21 protein-coding genes and 1 riboswitch are annotated in these 19,846 nt (G+C 72.3%); of the genes, 10 read left to right on the forward strand and 11 right to left on the reverse strand.

Going from position 1 to position 19,846, the window contains the following annotated elements; translation table 11 throughout:
- Positions 1-248 precede the first annotated feature (248 nt).
- Positions 249-917 carry a dienelactone hydrolase family protein gene (locus ACN26Z_RS04540; protein WP_282240198.1) on the forward strand — a complete coding sequence of 223 codons (669 nt, stop codon included), beginning with the start codon at positions 249-251 and terminating at the stop codon, positions 915-917.
- A gap of 672 nt (positions 918-1,589) precedes the next feature.
- Here ACN26Z_RS04540 and ACN26Z_RS04545 read toward each other — a convergent pair.
- From ACN26Z_RS04545 to ACN26Z_RS04560, 4 genes are all read right to left on the reverse strand, one after another.
- Entirely contained in the window at positions 1,590-2,831 is a 1,242-nt protein-coding gene (locus ACN26Z_RS04545; protein WP_282240197.1) for an AI-2E family transporter, read from the reverse strand.
- 92 nt (positions 2,832-2,923) lie between these two features.
- Entirely contained in the window at positions 2,924-3,712 is a 789-nt protein-coding gene (locus tag ACN26Z_RS04550) for a hypothetical protein (RefSeq protein WP_421459975.1), read from the reverse strand.
- Between the two features lie 169 nt (positions 3,713-3,881).
- The gene (locus ACN26Z_RS04555; protein ID WP_282240195.1) at positions 3,882-4,280 is read right to left on the reverse strand and encodes a hypothetical protein; all 399 of its coding nucleotides are present in this window, start codon (positions 4,278-4,280) and stop codon (positions 3,882-3,884) included.
- A 97-nt stretch (positions 4,281-4,377) separates the two neighbouring features.
- Positions 4,378-4,713, reverse strand: a complete 336-nt coding sequence (locus tag ACN26Z_RS04560) for a helix-turn-helix transcriptional regulator (RefSeq protein ID WP_093408553.1) — start codon at positions 4,711-4,713, stop codon at positions 4,378-4,380.
- 199 nt (positions 4,714-4,912) lie between these two features.
- Here ACN26Z_RS04560 and ACN26Z_RS04565 point away from each other — a divergent pair, with 199 nt between their 5' ends.
- On the forward strand, positions 4,913-5,611 hold the full coding sequence (locus tag ACN26Z_RS04565; protein ID WP_421459977.1) for a carbonic anhydrase: 699 nt from the start codon (positions 4,913-4,915) through the stop codon (positions 5,609-5,611).
- Between the two features lie 132 nt (positions 5,612-5,743).
- On the opposite strand, the gene ACN26Z_RS04570 is transcribed toward ACN26Z_RS04565, so the two are convergent.
- The 3 genes from ACN26Z_RS04570 to ACN26Z_RS04580 all read right to left on the reverse strand — a co-directional run bounded on the left by ACN26Z_RS04570 (position 5,744) and on the right by ACN26Z_RS04580 (position 8,980).
- Entirely contained in the window at positions 5,744-6,760 is a 1,017-nt protein-coding gene (locus ACN26Z_RS04570) for a coiled-coil domain-containing protein (RefSeq protein WP_282240192.1), read from the reverse strand.
- Between the two features lie 3 nt (positions 6,761-6,763).
- Positions 6,764-6,895, reverse strand: a riboswitch (cyclic di-AMP (ydaO/yuaA leader).
- A gap of 166 nt (positions 6,896-7,061) precedes the next feature.
- Entirely contained in the window at positions 7,062-8,408 is a 1,347-nt protein-coding gene (locus ACN26Z_RS04575) for a YibE/F family protein (RefSeq protein WP_421459979.1), read from the reverse strand.
- 275 nt (positions 8,409-8,683) lie between these two features.
- Complete coding sequence (locus ACN26Z_RS04580; protein ID WP_093408543.1) at positions 8,684-8,980, reverse strand: metal-sensitive transcriptional regulator; 297 nt, start codon at positions 8,978-8,980, stop codon at positions 8,684-8,686.
- Between the two features lie 115 nt (positions 8,981-9,095).
- Here ACN26Z_RS04580 and ACN26Z_RS04585 point away from each other — a divergent pair, with 115 nt between their 5' ends.
- The 4 genes from ACN26Z_RS04585 to ACN26Z_RS04600 all read left to right on the forward strand — a co-directional run bounded on the left by ACN26Z_RS04585 (position 9,096) and on the right by ACN26Z_RS04600 (position 12,838).
- Positions 9,096-9,305, forward strand: coding sequence for a heavy-metal-associated domain-containing protein (locus ACN26Z_RS04585; protein WP_093408540.1), 210 nt, complete (start codon positions 9,096-9,098; stop codon positions 9,303-9,305).
- Between the two features lie 33 nt (positions 9,306-9,338).
- Entirely contained in the window at positions 9,339-10,331 is a 993-nt protein-coding gene (locus tag ACN26Z_RS04590; protein WP_282240190.1) for a hypothetical protein, read from the forward strand.
- Positions 10,332-10,342: 11 nt separating this feature from the next.
- Complete coding sequence (locus ACN26Z_RS04595) at positions 10,343-12,592, forward strand: heavy metal translocating P-type ATPase (RefSeq protein ID WP_421459980.1); 2,250 nt, start codon at positions 10,343-10,345, stop codon at positions 12,590-12,592.
- Between the two features lie 72 nt (positions 12,593-12,664).
- Positions 12,665-12,838 (forward strand): CsbD family protein, encoded by a 174-nt coding sequence (locus tag ACN26Z_RS04600; protein ID WP_093408532.1) that lies wholly within the window; start codon positions 12,665-12,667, stop codon positions 12,836-12,838.
- 57 nt (positions 12,839-12,895) lie between these two features.
- Here ACN26Z_RS04600 and ACN26Z_RS04605 read toward each other — a convergent pair whose 3' ends face one another.
- Complete coding sequence (locus tag ACN26Z_RS04605; protein ID WP_421459981.1) at positions 12,896-13,855, reverse strand: anti-sigma factor RsbA family regulatory protein; 960 nt, start codon at positions 13,853-13,855, stop codon at positions 12,896-12,898.
- A complete protein-coding gene (locus tag ACN26Z_RS04610; protein WP_282240187.1) occupies positions 13,852-14,697 on the reverse strand; it encodes an MEDS domain-containing protein in 846 nt (281 codons plus the stop codon). The genes ACN26Z_RS04605 and ACN26Z_RS04610 overlap by 4 nt, the downstream gene beginning before the upstream one ends.
- 129 nt (positions 14,698-14,826) lie before the next feature.
- Here ACN26Z_RS04610 and ACN26Z_RS04615 point away from each other — a divergent pair, with 129 nt between their 5' ends.
- Positions 14,827-15,402: a sigma-70 family RNA polymerase sigma factor gene (locus ACN26Z_RS04615; protein ID WP_282240186.1), complete on the forward strand. Its 576-nt coding sequence runs from the start codon at positions 14,827-14,829 to the stop codon at positions 15,400-15,402.
- Between the two features lie 6 nt (positions 15,403-15,408).
- On the opposite strand, the gene ACN26Z_RS04620 is transcribed toward ACN26Z_RS04615, so the two are convergent.
- Both ACN26Z_RS04620 and ACN26Z_RS04625 read right to left on the reverse strand, forming a co-directional pair.
- Entirely contained in the window at positions 15,409-16,260 is an 852-nt protein-coding gene (locus ACN26Z_RS04620) for a zf-HC2 domain-containing protein (RefSeq protein ID WP_421459983.1), read from the reverse strand.
- A gap of 109 nt (positions 16,261-16,369) precedes the next feature.
- Positions 16,370-16,996: a universal stress protein gene (locus ACN26Z_RS04625; protein WP_170863555.1), complete on the reverse strand. Its 627-nt coding sequence runs from the start codon at positions 16,994-16,996 to the stop codon at positions 16,370-16,372.
- 122 nt (positions 16,997-17,118) lie between these two features.
- Here ACN26Z_RS04625 and ACN26Z_RS04630 point away from each other — a divergent pair, with 122 nt between their 5' ends.
- From ACN26Z_RS04630 to ACN26Z_RS04640, 3 genes are read left to right on the forward strand one after another with little or no spacing between them, the layout of a single operon-like run.
- Positions 17,119-18,336, forward strand: coding sequence for a D-arabinono-1,4-lactone oxidase (locus tag ACN26Z_RS04630; protein ID WP_421459985.1), 1,218 nt, complete (start codon positions 17,119-17,121; stop codon positions 18,334-18,336).
- A complete protein-coding gene (locus ACN26Z_RS04635) occupies positions 18,336-18,701 on the forward strand; it encodes a sensory rhodopsin transducer (RefSeq protein ID WP_093408517.1) in 366 nt (121 codons plus the stop codon). Before ACN26Z_RS04630 ends, ACN26Z_RS04635 begins: the two co-directional genes overlap by 1 nt.
- Before the next feature lie 4 nt (positions 18,702-18,705).
- Positions 18,706-19,803: an FUSC family protein gene (locus ACN26Z_RS04640; RefSeq protein WP_093408514.1), complete on the forward strand. Its 1,098-nt coding sequence runs from the start codon at positions 18,706-18,708 to the stop codon at positions 19,801-19,803.
- The last annotated feature ends 43 nt before the right edge of the window (positions 19,804-19,846 follow it).

Below are 19,846 nucleotides of genomic sequence, written 5' to 3' on the forward strand. Positions count from 1 at the left end.
AGTCCCGTCCGCGTTTGTCGCCCTGTTCCCGCCGTTCGCGTTCGGCGGCGGACTGCACAGGCTCACGCTGGTGATGCGGCATGACGGTCCTCGCGATCTGTCGGCGGCGCCGGTGACGCCGGTCCGTCTGCGGTCGCCCGTCGGCTACCCGGCACCCCCCGACGCAAACCCGCGCCCAGGGGCGACCGACGGGCGTGTCGTCGGCCGAGCCGGGTATCCGGCAGGCTGAGTCGGCCACTGGGGGCGAGATGGACGTACGCGACGAAGCGGTGACGATCCCGGCGAGTGAGGTCCTGCTCCCGGCCGATCTGCTGGTGCCGGCGGAGCCGGTCGGCGCGGTGCTGTTCGCGCACGGAAGTGGCAGTTCCCGGCACAGTCCACGCAACGTGGCGGTGGCTCACCAGCTCAACCGGGCCGGGTTCGGCACCGTCCTGGTGGATCTGCTCACCCCCGCCGAGGACGAGGTGGACGCGGTCACCGCCGAGCTGCGCTTCGACATCGGGCTGCTGGCCGACCGCCTCGCCGGGATCGTGGACTGGCTGGCCACCGAGCGGCCGTTCGGGACGACCCCGGTCGGCCTCTTCGGCGCGAGCACCGGGGCAGCCGCCGCGCTGGTCGCCGCCGCGCGGCGGCCGGACCTGGTCCAAGCTGTGGTGTCCCGCGGTGGTCGTCCAGACCTGGCCGGTTCCGCGCTGGCCCAGGTGCGCGCCGCCACGCTGCTCCTCGTCGGCGGTCTCGACGAGCAGGTGATCACCCTCAACGAGCAGGCGCTCGATCAGCTGACGTCCCAGGCCGAACTGCGGGTGATCCCCGGCGCTACGCACCTCTTCGAGGAGCCGGGCACCCTGGACCAGGTCGCCGAGGCCGCGGCTGACTGGTTCCACGACCACCTGCACCCCCAACCCGCCTCCGCCTGAGACCCCCACCCGTGATCCTGTTCCCCAGCCCGGCCCCGGCCCCCGGCCCCGGCCCCCGGCCCCGGCCCCCGGCCCCGGCCCCCGGCCCCCGGCCCCGGCCCCCGGCCCCGGCCCCCGGCCCCGGCCCCCGGCCCCGGCCCCGGCCCCCGGCCCCGGCCCCCGGCCCCGGCCCCCGGCCCCGGCCCCCGGCCCCGGCCCCCGGCCCCGGCCCCCGGCCCCGGCCCCCGGCCCCGGCCCCCGGCCCCGGCCCCCGGCCCCCGGCCCCCCGGCCCCGGCCCCGGTCGAGGGTGCGGCCCTCGCGGGGGTCGCGACATGCGGCATGTCGGGTCATCCGGTCGGCGTGAGGGTGCGACATGCGGCATGTCGGGTCCGTGGGTCGGCTTGAGGGCGCGCGACTCGGGGCATCTCCTGTCTGCGCGGTTGCCGGTGGAGTCGCGGTTTGCGGCATGTTGGCCGCTGCGGTCGGCGTAAGGACACGGTTTGCGGCATGTTGCGCTTTCCCGTCGGGTTGACGGCCCGACATGCCGCAAGCTGATGCCGAGCGCCGCGCGCCGAGTGCCGAGCGCCGCGCGCCGAGTGCCGAGTGCCGAGTGCCGAGTGCCGCGCGCCGAGTGCCGCGCGCCGAGTGCCGAGTGCCGAGTGCCGAGTGCCGAGCGCCGAGCGATGGGGACGTCAGGTGGGCTCGGGGGCGGGTCCGGACGACGACGGTTCGGAGGGTGATGGTGCGGGGGCTGTGGTCGATGGGCCGGACGGAGGCGTTCTCGATGGGGGTGAATCGGGTGCCGGCGGGCCGGACGCCGAATCGGAGGCATTCGCGGCGGCCTGCCGTTGACGTTGCACGCTGTCGATGACCCGCCAGGCGACGGCCGTGATCGGGACCGCCACGAAGGCTCCCGCGATGCCGGCGATGAGGGTGCCGGCGGTCACCGCGACCAGGATCACCACTGGATGCAGCCGTACCTGGCGCTTCATCACCAGCGGCTCCAGCAGGTTGCCCTCGATCTGCTGAACGGCGATCACGGCGGCCAGGGTGAGCAGGGCGGTGGTCGGCCCGTTGGCGGCCAGGGCCACCAGCACCGCGACCGCGCCGGCCACGGTGGCACCGACGATCGGCACGAACCCGCCGATGAACGTGATCAATGCTAGTGGGAACGCCAGCGGCACCCTGAGCAGCACCAGCGCCAACCCGATACCGATGGCGTCGATGGCCGCGATCAACATGGTGCCCCGGCTGTACGAACCGAGGGTGTGCCAGCCGACACGGCCCGCCTCGGCGGCGATGTCCCGGTTGCGCCCGGCGGCCCGGCGCAGCGTCCATTGCCACATCTCCCGGCCGTCCTTGAGCAGGAAGAACAGCAGCACCAGGGCGAGCAGGGCGGAGCCCACGACCTCGGCCACGGTGCGGGCGCTGGCGACCGGGTCCACCTGCTGCTGGCTGATCGCCTGGCGCAGCTGGTTGAGCAGGCTGTCGAGCTGTGCGTCGCTGACCGGCAGGGTGGAGGTGACGAAGTCGCGGGTGCGCTCCAGCCCTTGCCGCAGTTCCTGGCCCAACTCGCTGAACTGGTCGGCGGTCAGGCTCCACACCAGTGCGCCGACACCGCCCAGGATGCCGAGCAGGAAGAGAACGCTGAGCAGAGCGGCGAGCGCGGCCGGCAGGCGCAGCCGGCGGAGCGCCAGGTTCACCGGATCGAGCAGCGCGGCGAGGAACAGGGTGGCGGCCAGGGCGATGGCCAGCGGGGTGACCAGCAGCGTGATCCGCGCCAGCAGGTAGAGCCCGGCGGCGATCACCACCAGGCAGGCGCTCCACACCACGGCGGAGCGGACCAGCCAGGGCAGGGCGGCCCAGGTCTGGCGTGGCCCGGCGCCCCTAAGCGCCGTCTCGTCGGGCTGGTTCCCGCCATCGCTTGCGACCACGTCGGCCCTCCTCAATGTCCGGCGAGGTCGGTACCCGGTCGACGTCCTTCCGACACTAATTGCCGGAGACCGGGTGGGAGGGCGTTCGGCTATCAGTACGCGGCGACCGGCGCCCGGCCGACGACCGCCGGGATCTCCCGGGTCTGCTCGGCGGCAGCGGGTGTGGTCAGCGGAAGGAGCGACTCGCGTTCCGTGGCCGCCGGCAACAGCGCGGCGGCTGCTTCCTCGCGCAGGCTGCGAGCTGCGGCGGCGGCGAGTTCCGCGGCCCGCCAGGTCGCCTGCTCCCGTTCCCGGGCCGCCCGCTGCCGGGCGAGCAGGTGGTCGCGTACCGCCCGACGCAGCATCAACTCCTGCTCCACCGGGTGCAACCGGGGATCCCAGCCGCGGTGCGCGAAGACGTCGCTGAGCTGTTCCACCGACAACTCTCGCCGCCAGTACGCGTCCAGGGCGGCCCGGTGCAGCCAGCGCTCGCGGTCGGCGTACTCGGCGGGGGTGCGGGCGGTCTGCGGCAGCGGCATGCCGGCGGCATCGGAGAGCCGGCGTACGTCCGCCTCTGCCGCCTCGTACGCCTGCCACGCCTGCTCGGCCTCGTCCTGGGCGGTGAGCCATTCGTCGCGGCGGTGCCGGGCCGTCGCGTCGGCCCGCTCCGCCGCGATCGTGACCTCCTCGGCCCAGCGCTCCTGGTCACGTCGTTGCTCGGCGTGGTCGGACCGGCTCGGCAGCGCGGCCTCGCGGATGCGGGTGCCGGCGTCGAAGCGGAAGAGTCGAGGTCGTAGCAGCAGGCCGGTGACGGCGAGCGTCACCACGCCGAGCAGGCCCAGCCAGATGGCGGCGGCGCGGGGCGCGTCGAGCAGGACGGAGGAGAGAGCGGTACGCATCATCAACACCTCGCGGTCGGGATGAGTCGTCGACTGTGATGGACGCGGGTTGTGACGGCGGGTCTGATGCCGGGGCACGGCTGATGCCGCGGTGGCCGTTGGGCCCACCGGGCATCTGGCCGGCGGAGCGGCGGCGTCACCTGGCTCGATCGGTCGAGCGGACCGCCGTCGGTCAGGCGGTGGGTGGGCCGCGACGGGTCGGCTCGCCCGCCCGGACGGCGGGCACCGGGGCGGCGCGGTGATCGACCTGGGCGGCATCGGCCGGCTCGGCGTCGGTACGGTCGGGCCGCAGCGGTGCGCCGGTGGCCGGCGCCCGCCAAACCTGGCCGGCGTCGACCGCCTGAGCGGGCTCGACGATGGGCTGGACGGCCGACATCGCGGTGGATGGCGAGCCGCCGACGACCGTGGCGTTCGGTGGTGGTACGGCGGTGGGCCGGGCCGGCGGATCGGCCGCGACGGCCCCACCGACACCTACGGCGAGCACCAGGGTCGCCAACGCCAACCGGGTCAGCTCACGAAGTGCGCACAGCATTGCCGGCCACAGTGGACGGGCGAATGCTGGAGACGACACGGGATCCAACCTATCCCGCCGTCGGCCTGATCGCAGCGCGGCGATCGTTCCGGGTGGGTGAAGCGCGCCACGTCGTCTGATCAGGACGGCTGCCGGCTCAGTGGTCGGCGGTGTCGGTCACCTGCTCCTTGGTGAAGAGGGCCAGCAGGTCACCCACCTGGTGGTCGGCCTCCGCCGGGTGGCGGAACCGCCCGGCCGGGTTGAGGGTGTACTCGTTGCGCCGGCCCACCCGGGTGCGGTGCAGGTAGCCGCCCGCCTCCAGGTCGGCGACGATGGCCTGAGCGGCACGTTCGGTGACGCCGACCTCCGTCGCGACGTCGCGTAGCCGGGCGGTGGGGTTACGGGCGATGGCGAGCAGGACGTGCGCGTGGTTCGTGAGGAAAGTCCAGTTCCGTGCGCTTTCCCGTCCGTCAGTGCTCGCCATGCCCGCCATCGTATGACCTGCCGTTCGAGTACCCCGGCCCGCGTCGTTACCGGCCTCGGTTCGGCCGAGCGCAAGCGTCGACTGATGTATGAAATGCATATCACGTATAGCTTGACGTGCGTTATGGCGCGTGTGACCGTGATGGCAGCCCGTGACCAGCGCCGGCCGGGATGACCAGGCATTCCTCCCAGAGATGAGGTGCAGCCGGATGAGTCGACCCGGAACGCTCGGTCCCCAGCCCGGACCGGACCGCGAGTTGCTCAGCGCGGATCTTCCCGGCGCCCCGCAGCGGGCCCTCGCCGAGTTGCTCGCCGGGAACCGGCGGTTCGTCACCGACGCACTGCGGCATCCCAACCAGAACGCTGGGCGGCGGGCCGCCGTCGCGGCCGAACAGCATCCCTTCGCGGTGATCGTCGGCTGCTCCGACTCCCGGCTCGCCGCCGAGATCATCTTCGATCGCGGGTTGGGCGACCTCTTCGTGGTTCGTACCGCCGGACACACCGTCGGGCCGGAGGTGCTGGGCAGCGTGGAGTACGCGGTGGCCGTGCTGCGTACGCCCCTGGTGGTGGTGCTCGGCCACGACTCGTGCGGCGCTGTCCAGGCGGCCCGCGAGGCACTGGCCACCGCCACCACGCCGCCCGGGCATCTGGGCGCCGTGGTCGACGCCGTGGTGCCGAGCCTGCGCCGGGCGCAGGACACCGGAGTGCACGACCTGGACGGCATCGTGGACATCCACATCGCGCGGACCGTCGAGACGATGCTGGCCTCCTCCACGACTCTCGCTGCGGAGGTGGCGGCCGGGCGATGTGCGGTGGTCGGCATGTCGTACCGACTGGCCGCCGGTGAGGTGCGGGCGGTCGCCGCGGAACCCGCCGCACTCGGCGGTGCGATGGCGACCGCGCCCTGATCCCGCGACCCGTCGCGAGGAATGAGGCCGGTCCGGGTACCGGCAGTCGGCGACCGCGACGGTGACCTCCGGAACGACGAGGGCCGTCCCACCACGGTTGGCGGGACGGCCCTCGGTGCGTCGTGTGAGCGATCAGAGCAGCGACACGTGTACGTGGTCCGTGTGGTTGGACGGGCCGCTGTAGGAACTCCAGCGCTCGGTGGCCGCGAACCAGATCTGCCGGTTCCAGATCACGTAGTAGACGCCCAGTCGGTCGGCGTTGCGGACCAGGAAGGCCGCCAGGTTGTTGCCGTAGATCCGGGTGTCGTTGTTGTGCCACGGGCTGAAGCCGCTGTTCTGCAATGACCAGTCACAGGCCCGGCCCTTGGGGTGCTCGAACTTGTCACCCGGACGGAAGCAGCCGACGAACCGGTTGAATCCGGCTCGCTTGACCTCCTTGTACATGTGCAGCGTCCGCGGCGTGATGCAGCCCGACGTGGTGGGGTCGTTCTGGCTGCACGACTCGGGCTTCCAGCCGCCGTCCGAGGCCCGGTTCGGCGCGATCCGGGCCACCGGCGAGGTGGCGTCCACCAACCCGCCGGTCAGGCCGACACCACCGACCAGTCGGAGGGACTTCTCCGCCTCGCTCTTCTTGCGCGCCATGTCATTTGTCAGCTTCTTCTGCTCGCGCACCTCGGCGTCGAGCGCGAGCTTGGCCTGCTCGGCGCGGAGCTTGATCGCGTTGACCTCGCCCAGTTTCTTGTCGTTCACCAGGTTCAGCTCGTCCAGCGCCGAGGCCCGGTTGATGAACGAGTCCGGTGCACTGCTCTGCAACAGCATGGCGATCGCGCCGACCCGGCCCGTGCGGTACGACTGGGTGGCGATCTGAGCGACCTGTGGCGAGAGTGCGTCCAGGTCAGCCTGAGCGGCGCGGACCTCAACCGCCAGTCGGAGTTGCCGCTTCTTGGATTTCTCCAGCTTGGCCTTGGCCTTGGAGTAGTCCCGGGTGGTCGCCTCGATCAAGTCGTTGAGCATCGGCGGGTCGTCGTCGTGCTCCGCTGGTTTGGGGTCGTTCGGTGCGGCCGTCGCCGGCATCGGACCAGCGAAAACGGCGAACGCGGCGAACACGGCCACCACGGGCGTCAACCAGCGGCGTAGGGGTGCCGTCACTGTTTTCCCTTCCATCGACCGCCGACCGGGTTAGCTGACGGGTTCGGGACGGAAGTGGCCCCTACCGCTTTCGCGGATTCACCCCACGTACCTGGGTCCCCGGCTCGCCTGGCGGCGATTGGGCGGCGGCACCGCAGGCGCCGCTGCGCGCCTTCGGCGGTGACCGGCAGTGAGGTTACCTGACAGTCCATCTGTGCTTCTACGCCCCGAACCCGACTAGATGCGTCATTTCGTAATCGCTTTGAGTGACCAGCGACACGATTACGAGCCGCGTATACAGGGGCGGTCACGTTGAGGAGTGTCACCATGTGGTGTCCGTGCTCCTGTCCGGGTCGGGCCACCTTGGAGGGGTGGCGGGGGACGTGTTTCGGGTGGGTGGGGTGCTGAGGGCGTGGAGCGCCTCGGCCCGGTCCGTTGCCGGCCGGGGAATCACGGGGGTGGGCTCACCGCTGTGGACGTCGGCGTCGCCGCGCCCGGCGGTGCTGACCACCGCAGCCAGCGCGGTGGTAAGCGGTACCGCGGCGATCAGCCCGAGCGTGGCGACCACGCTACGAACGATCTCCGTGGTGAGGAACTCGCTGGTCAGGATCTGCCCCAGTGCGCGGGAATCCGCGGTCAGCAGAAGCAGGAGGGGCAGCGAGGCGCCGGCGTACGCCAGCACGATCGTGTTGACCACCGAGGCGATGTGTGCCCGCCCGACCCGGGTGGCCGAGCGGTACAACTCCCGGCGGGAGAGGTCCGGGTTGGCGTGGCGCAACTCGTTGACCGCGGCGGCCTGGGTGACCGTGACGTCGTCGAGTACGCCCAACGAGCCGATGATGATGCCGGCGAGCAGCAGACCGTGCAGGTCGACGTCGGCCCGGAACATGGACAGGGTGGTGGCGTCCTCGCTGCCGAAACCGGTCAGGTGGGTGGCCCCGGTCGCGGCCAGCCCGAGCAGCCCGGTGAGCACCAGACTGGCGAGCGTGCCGAGCACGGCCACCGAGGTCTGGGCGGATATGCCGTGGGTCAGGTACAGCACCACGAACATGATCAGCGAGGCGCCGACGATGGCGACCGCGAGCGGTGGCTGGCCGGCGCTGATGCCGGGCAGTACGAAGGTCAGCAGGATGGCGAAGCTGGCGGCCAGGCCACCCAGCGCGGCCAGTCCGCGCAGCCGCCCGAAGGCGACGATGGCGGCGGCGAAGAGTACGGCCAGCCACACCAGCGGCTTGCCGCGTTGGTGCTCGGCGATGTTGTAGGTGCTGACCGTCGGATCCTCCGGGTCGATCAGCGAGACCAGGATGATGTCGTCGTCGACCTCGACGCGAGGGGCGCCCGGCCCGGTCGGGATGGGTGTCTGCACCTCCTGCCCGGCGTCCGGTCCGGTCTGCACCCGGACGGTGACCGTGCCGCAGGGGCCGTCCGCAGCCGTCGGAGTCCCCTCGGGTACCACCGGGTTGGACGGGCATGGCTCGCTGACCACCCGGGTGATCGTGCCGTGGTAGCGGGGGGTGTCGTCGGCGGCCTCGGGGCGCGGGGCGTCCCGGGGCCAGAGCACGATGGCGGCGACCAGGGTGGCGATGAAAAGGGGGACCACCGTCACGACGAGGATCCGCCGCACCCCCGGCGGGGTGGGCGGAGCGGAACGGGTGTGGTCGGCGCCCATTCAGTGTCTCCCAACGATTTCAGGGCTGAGTACGTGTCGATGGGCGAGACGGTTCAGTGCCGCCGGACGGCGGTGTGGAAGGGCAGCCCGAATGGCCTGAGCGTGGCGGGGTGGCTGCGTACCGTGAGCTGTGGACCCGCTCGCGACGGCCGTGCGGGCGTACGCCTGACGGCGACCTCGGGCCGCGAGGCACGGATTTCGGCTGGCCATCGTGTGCGAATGGTAACCAGCCGGACCTGTCGACGCCTGTCGCGAGGGTGCGTCGGCGGGTCGGGTCAGCCGCGCTTCATGAGCCGGCCCACGGCGGCCATCATCTCGGTCGCCATCTCGTCGGCGCGCCCCTCGGCGGCGCCTTCGTGCATGCAGTGCCGGGCGTGCCCGTCGAGCAGGCCGAGGGCGACCTTGTCCAGGGCGGCCTGGATGGCGGAGATCTGGGTGAGCACGTCGATGCAGTAGCGGTCCTCGTCGACCATCTTCTCGATGCCGCGCACCTGACCCTCCACCCGGCGCAGGCGGGCGAGGAGCTGGTCCTTGCTGGCGGTGTAGCCGCGGATCGGCGCGGGTGTGCTCATGCCGGCAAGAATAACCTACCCCCAGGGGGTATGGTACGGTCGGTGCGACGGATACCCCCTGCGGGTATCCGGGTGGGTGTTCGGCCCACCCTTTCGAAGTGGTGAGGAGAGTTCCATGGTCAGCACGACGTACCAGGTGCAGGGCATGACCTGCGGGCACTGCGTCAACGCGGTCAGCACCGAGATCGGTGCGATCGAGGGCGTCAAGGACGTTCAGGTGGATCTGGCCGCCGGTCGGGTCACCGTCACCAGCGACCAGCCGCTCTCCGACGACGCGGTGCGTGCCGCCGTGGACGAGGCCGGATACGAGCTGGCCGGCGCCTGAGCCGGCCGGCGCGCGGAAACCGAGGGGTCAACCATGAACACGGCGACGAAGCTGAGCGGCTTCGTGCTCGGCCTGGCGGCGGTGTTCGGCGCGGCGTACGGGGTGGGGCAGCTGACCGGCCCGGTGACCGTGGTCGCCGCCGGCCACGACAGCGAGGGCGCCGGCCACGGCGGTGACGCCCGCGACGAGGGTGACGCCGGGCATGAGGAGGCGGCCGGGCACGAGGAAGGGGCAGCCGGGCACCTGCCCGGCGGCCTGCTCGTTGCCGACCGTGGCTACACCCTGGTGCCGGTCGACGCGCCGCCGGGTGAGTTCGCGTTCCGGATCACCGGTCCCGATGGCCGTCCGGTGACCGGGTACGACGTCACCCACGACGAACGGATGCACCTCATCGTGGCCCGCCGCGACCTCTCCGGCTTCCGGCACGTCCATCCGGAGCTGGCCGGGGACGGCACCTGGCGGATCGCCTCACCGCTGGACTCTCCCGGGGTGTGGCGGGCCTTCGCCGACTTCACCCCGACCGGCGGCGACCCCCTGACGCTCGGCGTCGACGTGACCGTCCCCGGCACGCTGGCCGAGCGACCGCTGCCCGCCCCGGCGAGCAACGCCACCGTCGACGGCTACACCGTCGCCCTCACCGGAGCCCCGCAGCCGGGGCGCACCACGACGCTGACGCTCACCGTCAGCCGCGACGGCACGCCTGTCACCGACCTGGAGCCGTACCTCGGCGCGTACGGTCACCTGGTCGCGCTGCGCCGTGGTGACCTGGCCTATCTCCACGTACACCCCGAGGGCAGCCCGGGAGACGGACGCACCGCCCCCGGCCCACAGGTCAGCTTCGCCACCGAGTTCCCCTCGGCCGGCGCGTACCGGCTCTATCTCGACTTCCGCCACCGGGGAGTGGTGCGTACCGCCGAGTTCACGGTGCACGTCGGTGACCCGGGCGGCACCACCGGACCGGCCGACGGGCACCCCACCACCGCGCCCGAGGACGGGCACGGGACCCCCGGGCACGGACACGACTGACAGGACCCGCAATGAGTACGAGCCGACCCCTGACCACCGCGCCGCACCTGATCGAGCTGGCCATCGGCGGGATGACCTGCGCGTCCTGCGCCGCCCGGATCGAGAAGAAGCTCAACCGGATCGACGGCGTGCAGGCCACCGTCAACTACGCCACCGAGAAGGCGACGGTCTCGTACGCCGACCCGATCACTCCGGACGATCTCGTCGCCACCGTCGAGAAGACCGGTTACCAGGCCAGCCTGCCGCCGCCGCCCACCCCGGCCGGACCGGCTGCCGCCGAGCCGGCGGATCCGCTGCATTCCCTGCGTACCCGGCTGTGGGTGTCGGTGGCACTGAGCCTGCCGGTGATCGCGCTGGCCATGGTGCCGGCCTGGCAGTTCACCTACTGGCAGTGGCTGTCGCTGACCCTGGCCGCCCCGGTGGTGGTCTACGGCGGGCTGCCCTTCCACCGGGCCGCGCTTGTCAACCTGCGGCACGGTGCCGCGACCATGGACACCCTGGTGTCGCTGGGCACGTTGGCCGCTCTCGGCTGGTCGGTGTGGGCGTTGTTCCTCGGCACCGCCGGTACCCCCGGCATGACCCACCCGTTCAGCTTCTCCATCGGTCGTACCGACGGCGCCGGCAACATCTATCTGGAGGCGGCCGCCGGGGTGACCACCTTCATCCTCGCCGGTCGCTACTTCGAGGCGCGCGCGAAGCGCACCGCCGGGTCGGCCCTGCGGGCCCTGCTGGAACTGGGCGCCAGGGACGTGTCAGTGCTGCGGGACGGGGTGGAGACCCGGGTCCCGGTCGACCAGCTCGCGGTGGGCGATCGCTTCGTGGTGCGGCCCGGCGAGAAGATCGCCACCGACGGGACGGTGGAGGAGGGCTCCTCGGCGGTCGACGCCAGCCTGGTCACCGGCGAGTCGGTACCTGTCGAAGTGGGAACGGGTGACGCGGTGATCGGGGGCTGCGTCAACGCCGGTGGCCGACTGGTGGTCTCCGCGACCCGGGTCGGCGCCGACACCCAGCTCGCCCAGATGGCCCGGCTGGTCGAGCAGGCGCAGAGCGGCAAGGCCGCCGCCCAGCGGCTCGCCGACCGCATCTCCGGAGTCTTCGTGCCGATCGTGATCGCCCTGGCTGCCGGCACCCTGGGCTGGTGGCTGGGGAACGGCGCCGGCCCGGCCGCCGCCTTCACCGCCGCCGTGGCGGTGCTGATCATCGCCTGCCCGTGCGCCCTCGGCCTGGCCACCCCGACCGCGCTGCTTGTCGGCACCGGGCGGGGCGCACAGCTCGGCGTCCTGATCAAGGGGCCGGAGGCGCTGGAGTCCACCCGGCGGGTGGACACCGTGGTGCTCGACAAGACCGGCACCGTGACCACCGGCCGGATGAGCCTGCTCGCGGTGACCCCCGCCGGAGGTGAGCGACGCGACGAGGTGCTGCGCCTGGCTGCCGCCCTGGAGAACGGCTCGGAGCACCCGGTCGCCCGAGCGGTGGTGGCCGGTGCCGCCGAGGTCGGCGTGCTGCCGCCGGTCACCGATTTCGCGAACGTGGCCGGGCTGGGGGTCAGCGGCACCGTGGACGGCCGCCAGGTGCTGCTCGGCCGGGCCCGGCTGTTGAATGAGCGGGGTCTGGTCGTACCGGATGATCTCGCCCGGGCAGCGACCGACGCGGAGGCGGCGGGGCGCACGGCCGTGCTGGTCGGCTGGGACGGCCAGGCCCGTGGCCTGCTCGCCGTGGCCGACCAGGTGAAGCCGACCAGCCGGGAGGCGGTACGGCGGCTGCGCGCGCTCGGCCTGAAGCCGGTGCTGCTCACCGGTGACAACGCCACGGTCGCCCGGGCGGTGGCCGCTGAGGTGGGCATCGACGAGGTGATCGCGGAGGTGCTGCCCACGGAGAAGGTCGAGGTGGTCGCCCGGTTGCAGGGGGAGGGCCGGGTGGTGGCGATGGTGGGCGACGGCGTCAACGACGCCGCCGCGCTGGCCCAGGCGGACCTCGGACTGGCGATGGGCACCGGCACCGACGTGGCGATCGAGGCGTCCGACCTGACTCTCGTCCGGGACGACCTGCTGGCTGCGGTAGACGCCATCAGGCTGGCCCGCGCCACCCTCGGCACCATCAAGGGCAACCTGTTCTGGGCGTTCGCGTACAACGTGGCCGCCCTGCCGCTGGCAGCCGCCGGGCTGCTCAACCCGATGATCGCGGGGGCGGCGATGGCGTTCTCGTCGGTGTTCGTGGTGGCCAACAGCCTCCGGCTGCGCCGGTTCCGCCCCGTTTCTTGAACTTTTCCGGTTGGTCGATGCCGGACTGGGTACCTGACTGGACGTAGCGACAGGATCCCCCGGGAGGGCGACATGGGCGTCGAGGACAAGTTCAACAACACCGCCGAGAACACCGGCGGCAAGATCAAGGAAGGCGTGGGTCACGCCACCGACGACGAGCGCCTGGCGGCGGAAGGTCGCGGCGACCAGATGCGCGCCAACCTCAAGCAGGCCGGCGAGAAGATCAAGGACGCGTTCCGCAAGTAGTGCGGTACGCCACGAGTCGCCGGGCCGGTGAACGCCGGCCCGGCGACTCGTGTGTGCTCAGGCGCCCAGCGGTCGGCCGGCGGTGAGTCGTAGGGTGAACCCCTGGTCGTCGCGGTGGTAGGTGACGTGGTTGCACGACTGATGGGTGATCCACAAGCCCAGCCCGCCCGGCACCCCGTTAGCCGACGGCAGCAGCCCGGCGTACGGATTCTGGGGGCCGGGGCCGGCGTCACTGACGGTGGCGACGATGCGTTCCGCGCCCGCCCACAGCCGGAACCGGACCGGGGGACTGCCGTGCCGCAGCCCGTTGGTGACGGTCTCGCTGACGGCGACGACGAAGTCGTCGAACTCGTCGTCCCGGAGCCCGCCCTGGCCCACCTGGTGCACGGCCGCGCGGGCCTGCGCCGCCGTCGGGCCGAGCAGGTCAACCAGGGGCGGGGTCGTCTGCATCGGGTCGGGCGGCATCGGGCGCGTCTGGCGCAGGAAGGTCTCCGGCGCGACGTAGTCGACACTCGGCAGGTGCCGCCCGTCGACTGCGGCGAAGCACGGGTGCGTGGCGGCGACGTCCGCCAGCACCCCGGGTGCGCTGGTCCGGGTGTCGTACGCGCACATGCTCCACAACGGCCAGTCGTCGTACGCGTGGTTGATCGCCGACTCGTACCGGGCCCACCAGTCCCAGGTGGGGCCGAGACCGACCGGCGGCACCTCGCCGATGATCCGGATCTGGGTGGCACCGTCGGCGACCAGATCGGCGAGGAGCTGGCGGTACATCCGGATGGCGGCGGTGGGCCGGGCGTAGACGTCGCCGCCCGACAGGAACTCGACCTTTGTGTCGGCGGGCAACGCGGCGCGCACCAGGTTGCCGGTGCGCTCGCCGAGCGCGACGAAGGTGGGCTCGTTCACCTCCACACCACCGACCAGGAAAGGCACCACGACGGCGAGCAGTTCCTCGTCGGAGCCGTAACAGAGAGCCTCGTGGAAGTAGCCGGTGCGCCCGGCGGCCGCACCGGTCCTCACCGGGTCACCTCCACCCGCAGGTCGGGCAGGTCCAGCAGGGCGGCGAGCCGGGCCACCCCGGAGCGGGCGGCCCGCAGCACCACCGTCACCTGCCGGTCCCGGGCGTACTCGTTCAGGTGGATGAGCGCCCGGTGGTCGAGGAAACGGAGCCCATCCGCGTCCAGCACCAGTTCGTCATCGACGGGTTGCAGATCCGCGCGGTCCAGCGCGGTGCGGAACAGGTCGTGGTTGGACGGGTCCAGCTCACCGGCGAGGGCGGCCTGCCCCTGACGCAGCGGTACCGCGTACAGCCGGAACAGCAGCTGGCCGAGGTTGTGTTCCGGGTGCAGGCAGGCCAGCTCGGCGACCGCCGGCTCGCCCAGCTGCGAGCGGTCGTACGCGCACATGGCCTGGAACGGCTCGGTGCGCATCATCTCGTTCACACGCTGCTCGTAACGGGCGAACGCGTCGCGTTGCGCGGCGGTACGGACCAGCTCGGTGGCGTCGGCGGCCACCCGCAGGCCGCTGTATCCGGCGGCGACGGCTTCCCGGGTGGCCCGGCGGTAGGACGCCACCTGACTCGCCGGATCGATCACCGCTGTGCTGCCGTACGCGCCGTCGAGGGAGCGGACCTGGGCGGCACCCGTCAGCAGCGCGTCGGCGAAGTTCCGGACACCGAGCAGGTGGTCCCGGACCGGTTCGGCGGGACCGGAGACGACGAACCAGACCCGCTCGCCGGCCGCCAAGCCGGCGCGCAGGAACTCCACGGCATGGGTCATGAACCCGGCCGGGTCGTCGTACGCCCAGCACAGGTGCCCGTACCGCGGCGGCTGGTCAGTCAGCACGGCACTCCGCTCGCTCACGTGAGGTGCCCCATCAGTGCAGTCTACGGCGTCGCCCGGAGCGGTCCGGCTAGCCAGGTCCTCCGATTGCCGGCCCGATTGCCGGCCCGCCAGGGAACCAACCGACGGTTTCCACCGACCAATACGGCGATGACAGCCGTGACCGACGACATCAGCGGGTACGCGCTCGCGGCGGGCCGGGGCGACCATGCCGCCGCAGCCGCGTTCGTGCGGGCCACCCAGCAGGACGTACGGCGGTTCCTGACCCATTTGCCCGGGGTGCGGGAGGTCGATGACCTGGTCCAGGAGACGTACCTGCGAGCCTGGCGGGCACTGCCGTCGTTCGCCGGCCGCTCCACGGCCCGGACCTGGCTGCTCGCCATCGCCCGGCGGGTCGCCGTGGACCAGGTACGCGCCGCCACCTGCCGGCCACGGACCGCGAACCTCAGCGACTGGCAGACCGCCGCGGAGAGCACACCGGCCGGAGTGCGTGCCGGGGTGGACGAGCAGGTGGTGCTCCGGGGAATGCTCGACGGTCTCGCCCCCGAGCGGCGTGAGGCGTTCGTGGCGACCCAACTGCTCGGCCTGTCATACGTCGAGGCCGCGCAGGTTTGTGACGTGCCGGTCGGCACCATCCGATCCCGGGTGGCCCGGGCCCGTGAGGATCTGGTCGCGGCGATGCGGTCGGCCGACTGTCCGGCGGACCGGCCCGGCGCCGCCGGATGAGGCCCGTCAGGCGACCCGCCGCCGGTCACGGTTCCGGTCGTCGCCGTGAGCGGCACGCCGGCGGGCCGGGGCGGAACCCAGGTGGGCGGAGTGCCGGGCCTGGGCCGAGTAGGGCGGCAACAGCCGCAGCGGGGCGGGCTCGTCGGCCTCGTCGAGGCGCAACCGCCAACGGGACCGCTCCGGCTGGCGCCGGTCGCCCGGTTCGCCGGGCTGGCGGGAGCTTCGCGCCAGCAGCACGGTGATCAGGTAGCCGACCACCAGGAAGCCGTGACTCACCAGCCGCTCCACCGCGACCTGCGAGGCGACGAGGTCGTTGACCGACAGCAACACCAGGGTGACCACGAAGGCGCCGAGCATCGGCAGCAGCCCCGACGGCGAGGTCCGACGCAGCGCGACGAAGAGGAAGCCCGCACCCACGGCGACATTCCAGGCGGCGGATTCGTGCCACAGGTGCTGGCCGTTGGCGTGGAGGTGCTCGGCGACCTCGGTTCGGCCGATCTGCGCCAGCCCGAGCACCAGTTGCACGGCGCCCAGCAGACCCAGCGCGGCGCGCAGCCCGTTGACCAGGCTGGGTTGCGCACCGGTCGCCGGCCACCAACGACTCGGCATCGCGGCGGCGACGAGCGTGCGCCAGCGCCGACGCGGCGGCGGTGCGGCGGCGAGAATCGCCTCGGTCAGATCCGGCAGCGAGGTCACCACCTGGGTACGCGCCCGGCGGGTCACCTTCGCCGCCGCGTCCAGCCAGGCCCGGCAACCGGCGCAGGTCTCCAGGTGCGCACCGACGTTGCGCTGCTCGTCCGCCGTGACCTCACCGTCCAACTGCGCCGACAGGATCTCCCGCCACTGCTCACACCGCATGTACCTATAGTCGCTTCCTGGGCTGGCATGGTTCCCGGTCGGCACCGCCGGACCGGCCGACACCGAGGTCAGGGCCGGGGTGCCGGACGGTGGCGAGGGTCGCGGGCGGTCAGCGGCCGGGCAGGCTGCCGAGCAGAACGGCCCGCCTCGACCGGTGGGTGAGGCCCTCGGCGACGCTGCCCAGCAAGCGGTCGCCGATCCCGTGTCCGTGCCGGCCGACCACCAGCAGGTCCACATCCCGGTCGTCGGCGACCGTCAGCAAGGCATCGACGGGGTGACCGGTGACGACCACGGTGGTGGGCCGGGGCAGCCCCTCGGGCAGTCCGGCGGCCCGCTCGTCGATCATGCGGCGGGCCCGCTGGTGCTCCTGCCGGGACTCCGCGTCGGTCAGGTCGGCGCTGGTCACGGTGACCAGGACGAGTTCACTTGTGCTTCCGGTGAGGGCGCGGGCGATGGCACGCAGCGCGCGGTCGGAGTGCGCGGAGCCGTCCACCCCGACCAGCACGCGCAACCCGTTGCCGACCGGTCGGGCTGGTCGGTGGCGTACGTCGACCAGCTGTGGGCGGGCCCGGCCCCGCTCGACCGCGATCGGCACGAACAGCGGCCCGAGCAGTGCGCCCACCAGGTACCAGAGCGGGCTGCGGTGACCGCCACGGGTGACGAAAACCGCTGCCGTGCCCAGGCCGATGGCCAGCCACAGCACTGCCACCAGCGCCGCGTACCACCACTCAGACACGACGTGTCCCGCTGGTGGGTCGGGCCTTCGACGTGGAAGGGACGGGTTCGGCCATGCCAGCGACTACCCCGCCAGGCCGGGGGTAAGCGCACGGTTCGTCCGTCGAGAGGAGGTTGCCGGGGGTGTCCCGTCCGTTCGTGAACTGGTCCGGCAGTCTCGCCTTCACCCCGTCCGGCTACGCCGAGCCGGCCGACGAGGACGAGGTGCGGGAACTGGTGCTGCGGGCCCGTGAGGCGGGAACCAGCCTGCGCCCGGTGGGCTCGGGCCACTCGTCGAGCCCGCTGGTACGCACCGACGGCACCCTGGTCAGCCTGCACCGGATGGCCGGTGTGATCGACAAGGCCGGTGACCGGGCCACGGTCCGGGGCGGTAGCCGGCTCAGAGAGCTGGGTGCGGGCCTCTACGAGGCCGGGCTGGCCATGGAGAACCTAGGCGACGTGGACTACCAGTCCATCGCGGGCGCCATCGCCACCGGCACCCACGGCACCGGCCTCGGCTTCGGTAACCTGTCGACCCAGGTGTCCGAGGTACGCCTCGTCACGGGCACCGGTGAGGTGCTGGACGTCTCCGCGACCAGCAACCAGGAGTTGCTGCCCGCCGCCCGGCTCTCCCTCGGTGTCCTGGGAGTGGTGACCCAGCTCACCCTCGACCTGGAGCCCAGCTACGAGTTGCGTCGACGGTCCTGGTGCGCCCCGATCGAGTGGACCCTCGACCATCTGGCCGAGTTGCAGCACACCAACCGCAACATGGACTTCTACTGGTACCCGCGCAGCGACCTGACCCAGATCCGCACCATGAACCGAATCGACGGGGTGGCCGCGCGTTCCACGTGGCCGGCCCGCCGGGTGCCGGAGTGGAACGGGTGGCAGGAGCCCAGGGAACTGGAGATCGGGCCGACCCACGACACCATCCCTCAGCATCGCGATCTGCGTTTCGAGGAGATCGAGTACATGCTCCCGTCAGAGGCGTTCCCGGCCTGCTTCGCGGAGATCCGGCGACGGATCCTGAGCCGGCACCGGCGCACCGTGGGCTGGCGGGTGTTGGTCCGCAGCATCGCCGCCGACGACATCTGGCTCAGCAACGCGTACGGTCGCCCCACCACCGCCATCGCCTGCCTGCAGAACGCCTCGTTGCCGTACGAGGAGTACTTCCGCGACATGGAGGCCGTCTTCCGGCGCTACGGCGGACGGCCGCACTGGGGCAAGAAGCACTGGTTGACCGCCGAGGACCTGCGACCGCTCTTTCCCCGCTGGGACGACTTTCAGGCGGCCCGCCGCCGCCTCGACCCGGACGGGGTGTTCCTCACCCCGGACCTGGCCCGACTGCTGGAGGAGGCGTGATGGCGCAGGTGTGGGCGGTGCCGGGCGGGCACGTGCCGTTCGGCGGCACCGGCGGCGAGCCGCAGTTCACCAGTTTCGACCAGTTGTGTGTGCTGAACACCACCGACTCCGAGGCGGAGGTGCTGCTCCACTTCTACTACGAGGACACCGAACCGGTCGGGCCGTACCGGTTCGCCGTCGGTGCCCGACGCATCCGGCACGTACGGGTCAACGACCTGATCGATCCGGAGGCCGTCCGCCTCGACCGCCCGTACGGCTGTGTGCTCAGTTCGCCAGTGCCGGTGGTGGTGCAGTTCCTCCGGCAGGACACCCGGTTGCCGGGCACCGTGGCACTCACCGGGACCATGGCCCACCCCGTCGGATGACCCGATGAGCAGCCTCCGGGGACGCTTCGCAGCCGCCGGCAGGCGCAGTTACGGCCGGCTGCGACAGCATCTGCTGCTGGCCTTCCAGGGCGGTCTGGCCGCGTCGCTGGCCTGGTTGGTCGCCGAGCAGGTGCTCGGCAACCCGGACCCGACCTTTGCCCCGATCGCCGCGGTCGCCGTCATTGCCACCTCGATCGGCCGGCGAGCCCGCCGGGCCGTCGAACTGATCGTCGGCGTGATCGTCGGGGTCCTGATCGGCGACCTGCTGGTGGGTACGGTCGGCACCGGTGCCTGGCAGACGTTCGTGATCGTGTTCGGTGCGCTGCTTGTCGCGGTGGCCGTGCGGGGCACCGGTGCCCTGGTCACCCAGGCCGGCGGCGCGGCGGCACTGATCGCCACCCTCGCCCCGGGCACGCCGGACATCGTCCTGCCGCGGACGGTGAATGCCCTGGTCGGCGGCGCGACCGGGCTGCTGGTGGTGCTGGTCCTCGCCCCGATGAACCCGACCCGCAGCGTGCGCCGCATCGCCGGGCCGGCGCTGGACACCTTCGCCCGGCAGTTGACGTCGGCCGCGGAGGCGCTGGCCCGAGGGGATGCGCGTCGGGCGAGGGAGGTGCTGGACGAGATGCGGTCCGCCGAAGGACAACTGCGGGAGGTCGGTGACGTGGTGACCGCTGCCGAGGAGGTGGTCCGCTTCTCTCCGCTGCAGTGGCGGCGGCGCCGGGCGCTGGCCGCGTACGGCGCCGGGGCCGAGCACCTGGACCGAGCTTTCCGCAACAGCCGGACGCTGGTCCGCCGCATCTTCACGGCACTGCGTGACCACGAACCGGTGCCGGTCTGCCTGTCCACCGCCGTCGAGCAGGTGGGGCAGGGCGTGCGCCTGATGCACGAGGAGTTCCTGTCGATGCAGGAGCCGGTCCGGACGCGGGAGCGGGTGCTGCGGGCCGTGCAGGACGCTGGTGAGGCATGCCGGCAGGAGATCGGCTTCTCCGGCACCATCGTGGTTTCCCAACTGCGGACTGTCGCCAACGACATGCTGCGGGCCACCGGCGTGCCGGGCGACGAGGCCCGCCGGTTGGTCCGGCGGGCCGCCGCCGGTTAGGCCCTGTGTCGAAGTCCCTGGCCGGCCTACGGCGGGCCCAGGC

The sequence above is a fragment of the Verrucosispora sp. WMMD703 genome, assembly GCF_049178935.1.
GTDB lineage: Bacteria > Actinomycetota > Actinomycetes > Mycobacteriales > Micromonosporaceae > Micromonospora > Micromonospora sediminimaris.

Bases quoted from the DNA above. Each gene is read 5' to 3' on its own strand.
- ACN26Z_RS04635 (WP_093408517.1), top strand. From the start codon at position 18,336: ATGGCGCAGGTGTGGGCGGTGCCGGGCGGGCACGTGCCGTTCGGCGGC.
- ACN26Z_RS04580 (WP_093408543.1), bottom strand. From the start codon at position 8,980: ATGAGCACACCCGCGCCGATCCGCGGCTACACCGCCAGCAAGGACCAG.
- ACN26Z_RS04550 (WP_421459975.1), bottom strand. From the start codon at position 3,712: ATGATGCGTACCGCTCTCTCCTCCGTCCTGCTCGACGCGCCCCGCGCC.
- ACN26Z_RS04600 (WP_093408532.1), top strand. From the start codon at position 12,665: ATGGGCGTCGAGGACAAGTTCAACAACACCGCCGAGAACACCGGCGGC.
- ACN26Z_RS04640 (WP_093408514.1), top strand. From the start codon at position 18,706: ATGAGCAGCCTCCGGGGACGCTTCGCAGCCGCCGGCAGGCGCAGTTAC.
- ACN26Z_RS04585 (WP_093408540.1), top strand. From the start codon at position 9,096: ATGGTCAGCACGACGTACCAGGTGCAGGGCATGACCTGCGGGCACTGC.
- ACN26Z_RS04575 (WP_421459979.1), bottom strand. From the start codon at position 8,408: ATGGGCGCCGACCACACCCGTTCCGCTCCGCCCACCCCGCCGGGGGTG.
- ACN26Z_RS04540 (WP_282240198.1), top strand. From the start codon at position 249: ATGGACGTACGCGACGAAGCGGTGACGATCCCGGCGAGTGAGGTCCTG.
- ACN26Z_RS04565 (WP_421459977.1), top strand. From the start codon at position 4,913: ATGAGTCGACCCGGAACGCTCGGTCCCCAGCCCGGACCGGACCGCGAG.
- ACN26Z_RS04560 (WP_093408553.1), bottom strand. From the start codon at position 4,713: ATGGCGGGCATGGCGAGCACTGACGGACGGGAAAGCGCACGGAACTGG.
- ACN26Z_RS04590 (WP_282240190.1), top strand. From the start codon at position 9,339: ATGAACACGGCGACGAAGCTGAGCGGCTTCGTGCTCGGCCTGGCGGCG.
- ACN26Z_RS04620 (WP_421459983.1), bottom strand. From the start codon at position 16,260: ATGCGGTGTGAGCAGTGGCGGGAGATCCTGTCGGCGCAGTTGGACGGT.
- ACN26Z_RS04615 (WP_282240186.1), top strand. From the start codon at position 14,827: ATGACAGCCGTGACCGACGACATCAGCGGGTACGCGCTCGCGGCGGGC.
- ACN26Z_RS04595 (WP_421459980.1), top strand. From the start codon at position 10,343: ATGAGTACGAGCCGACCCCTGACCACCGCGCCGCACCTGATCGAGCTG.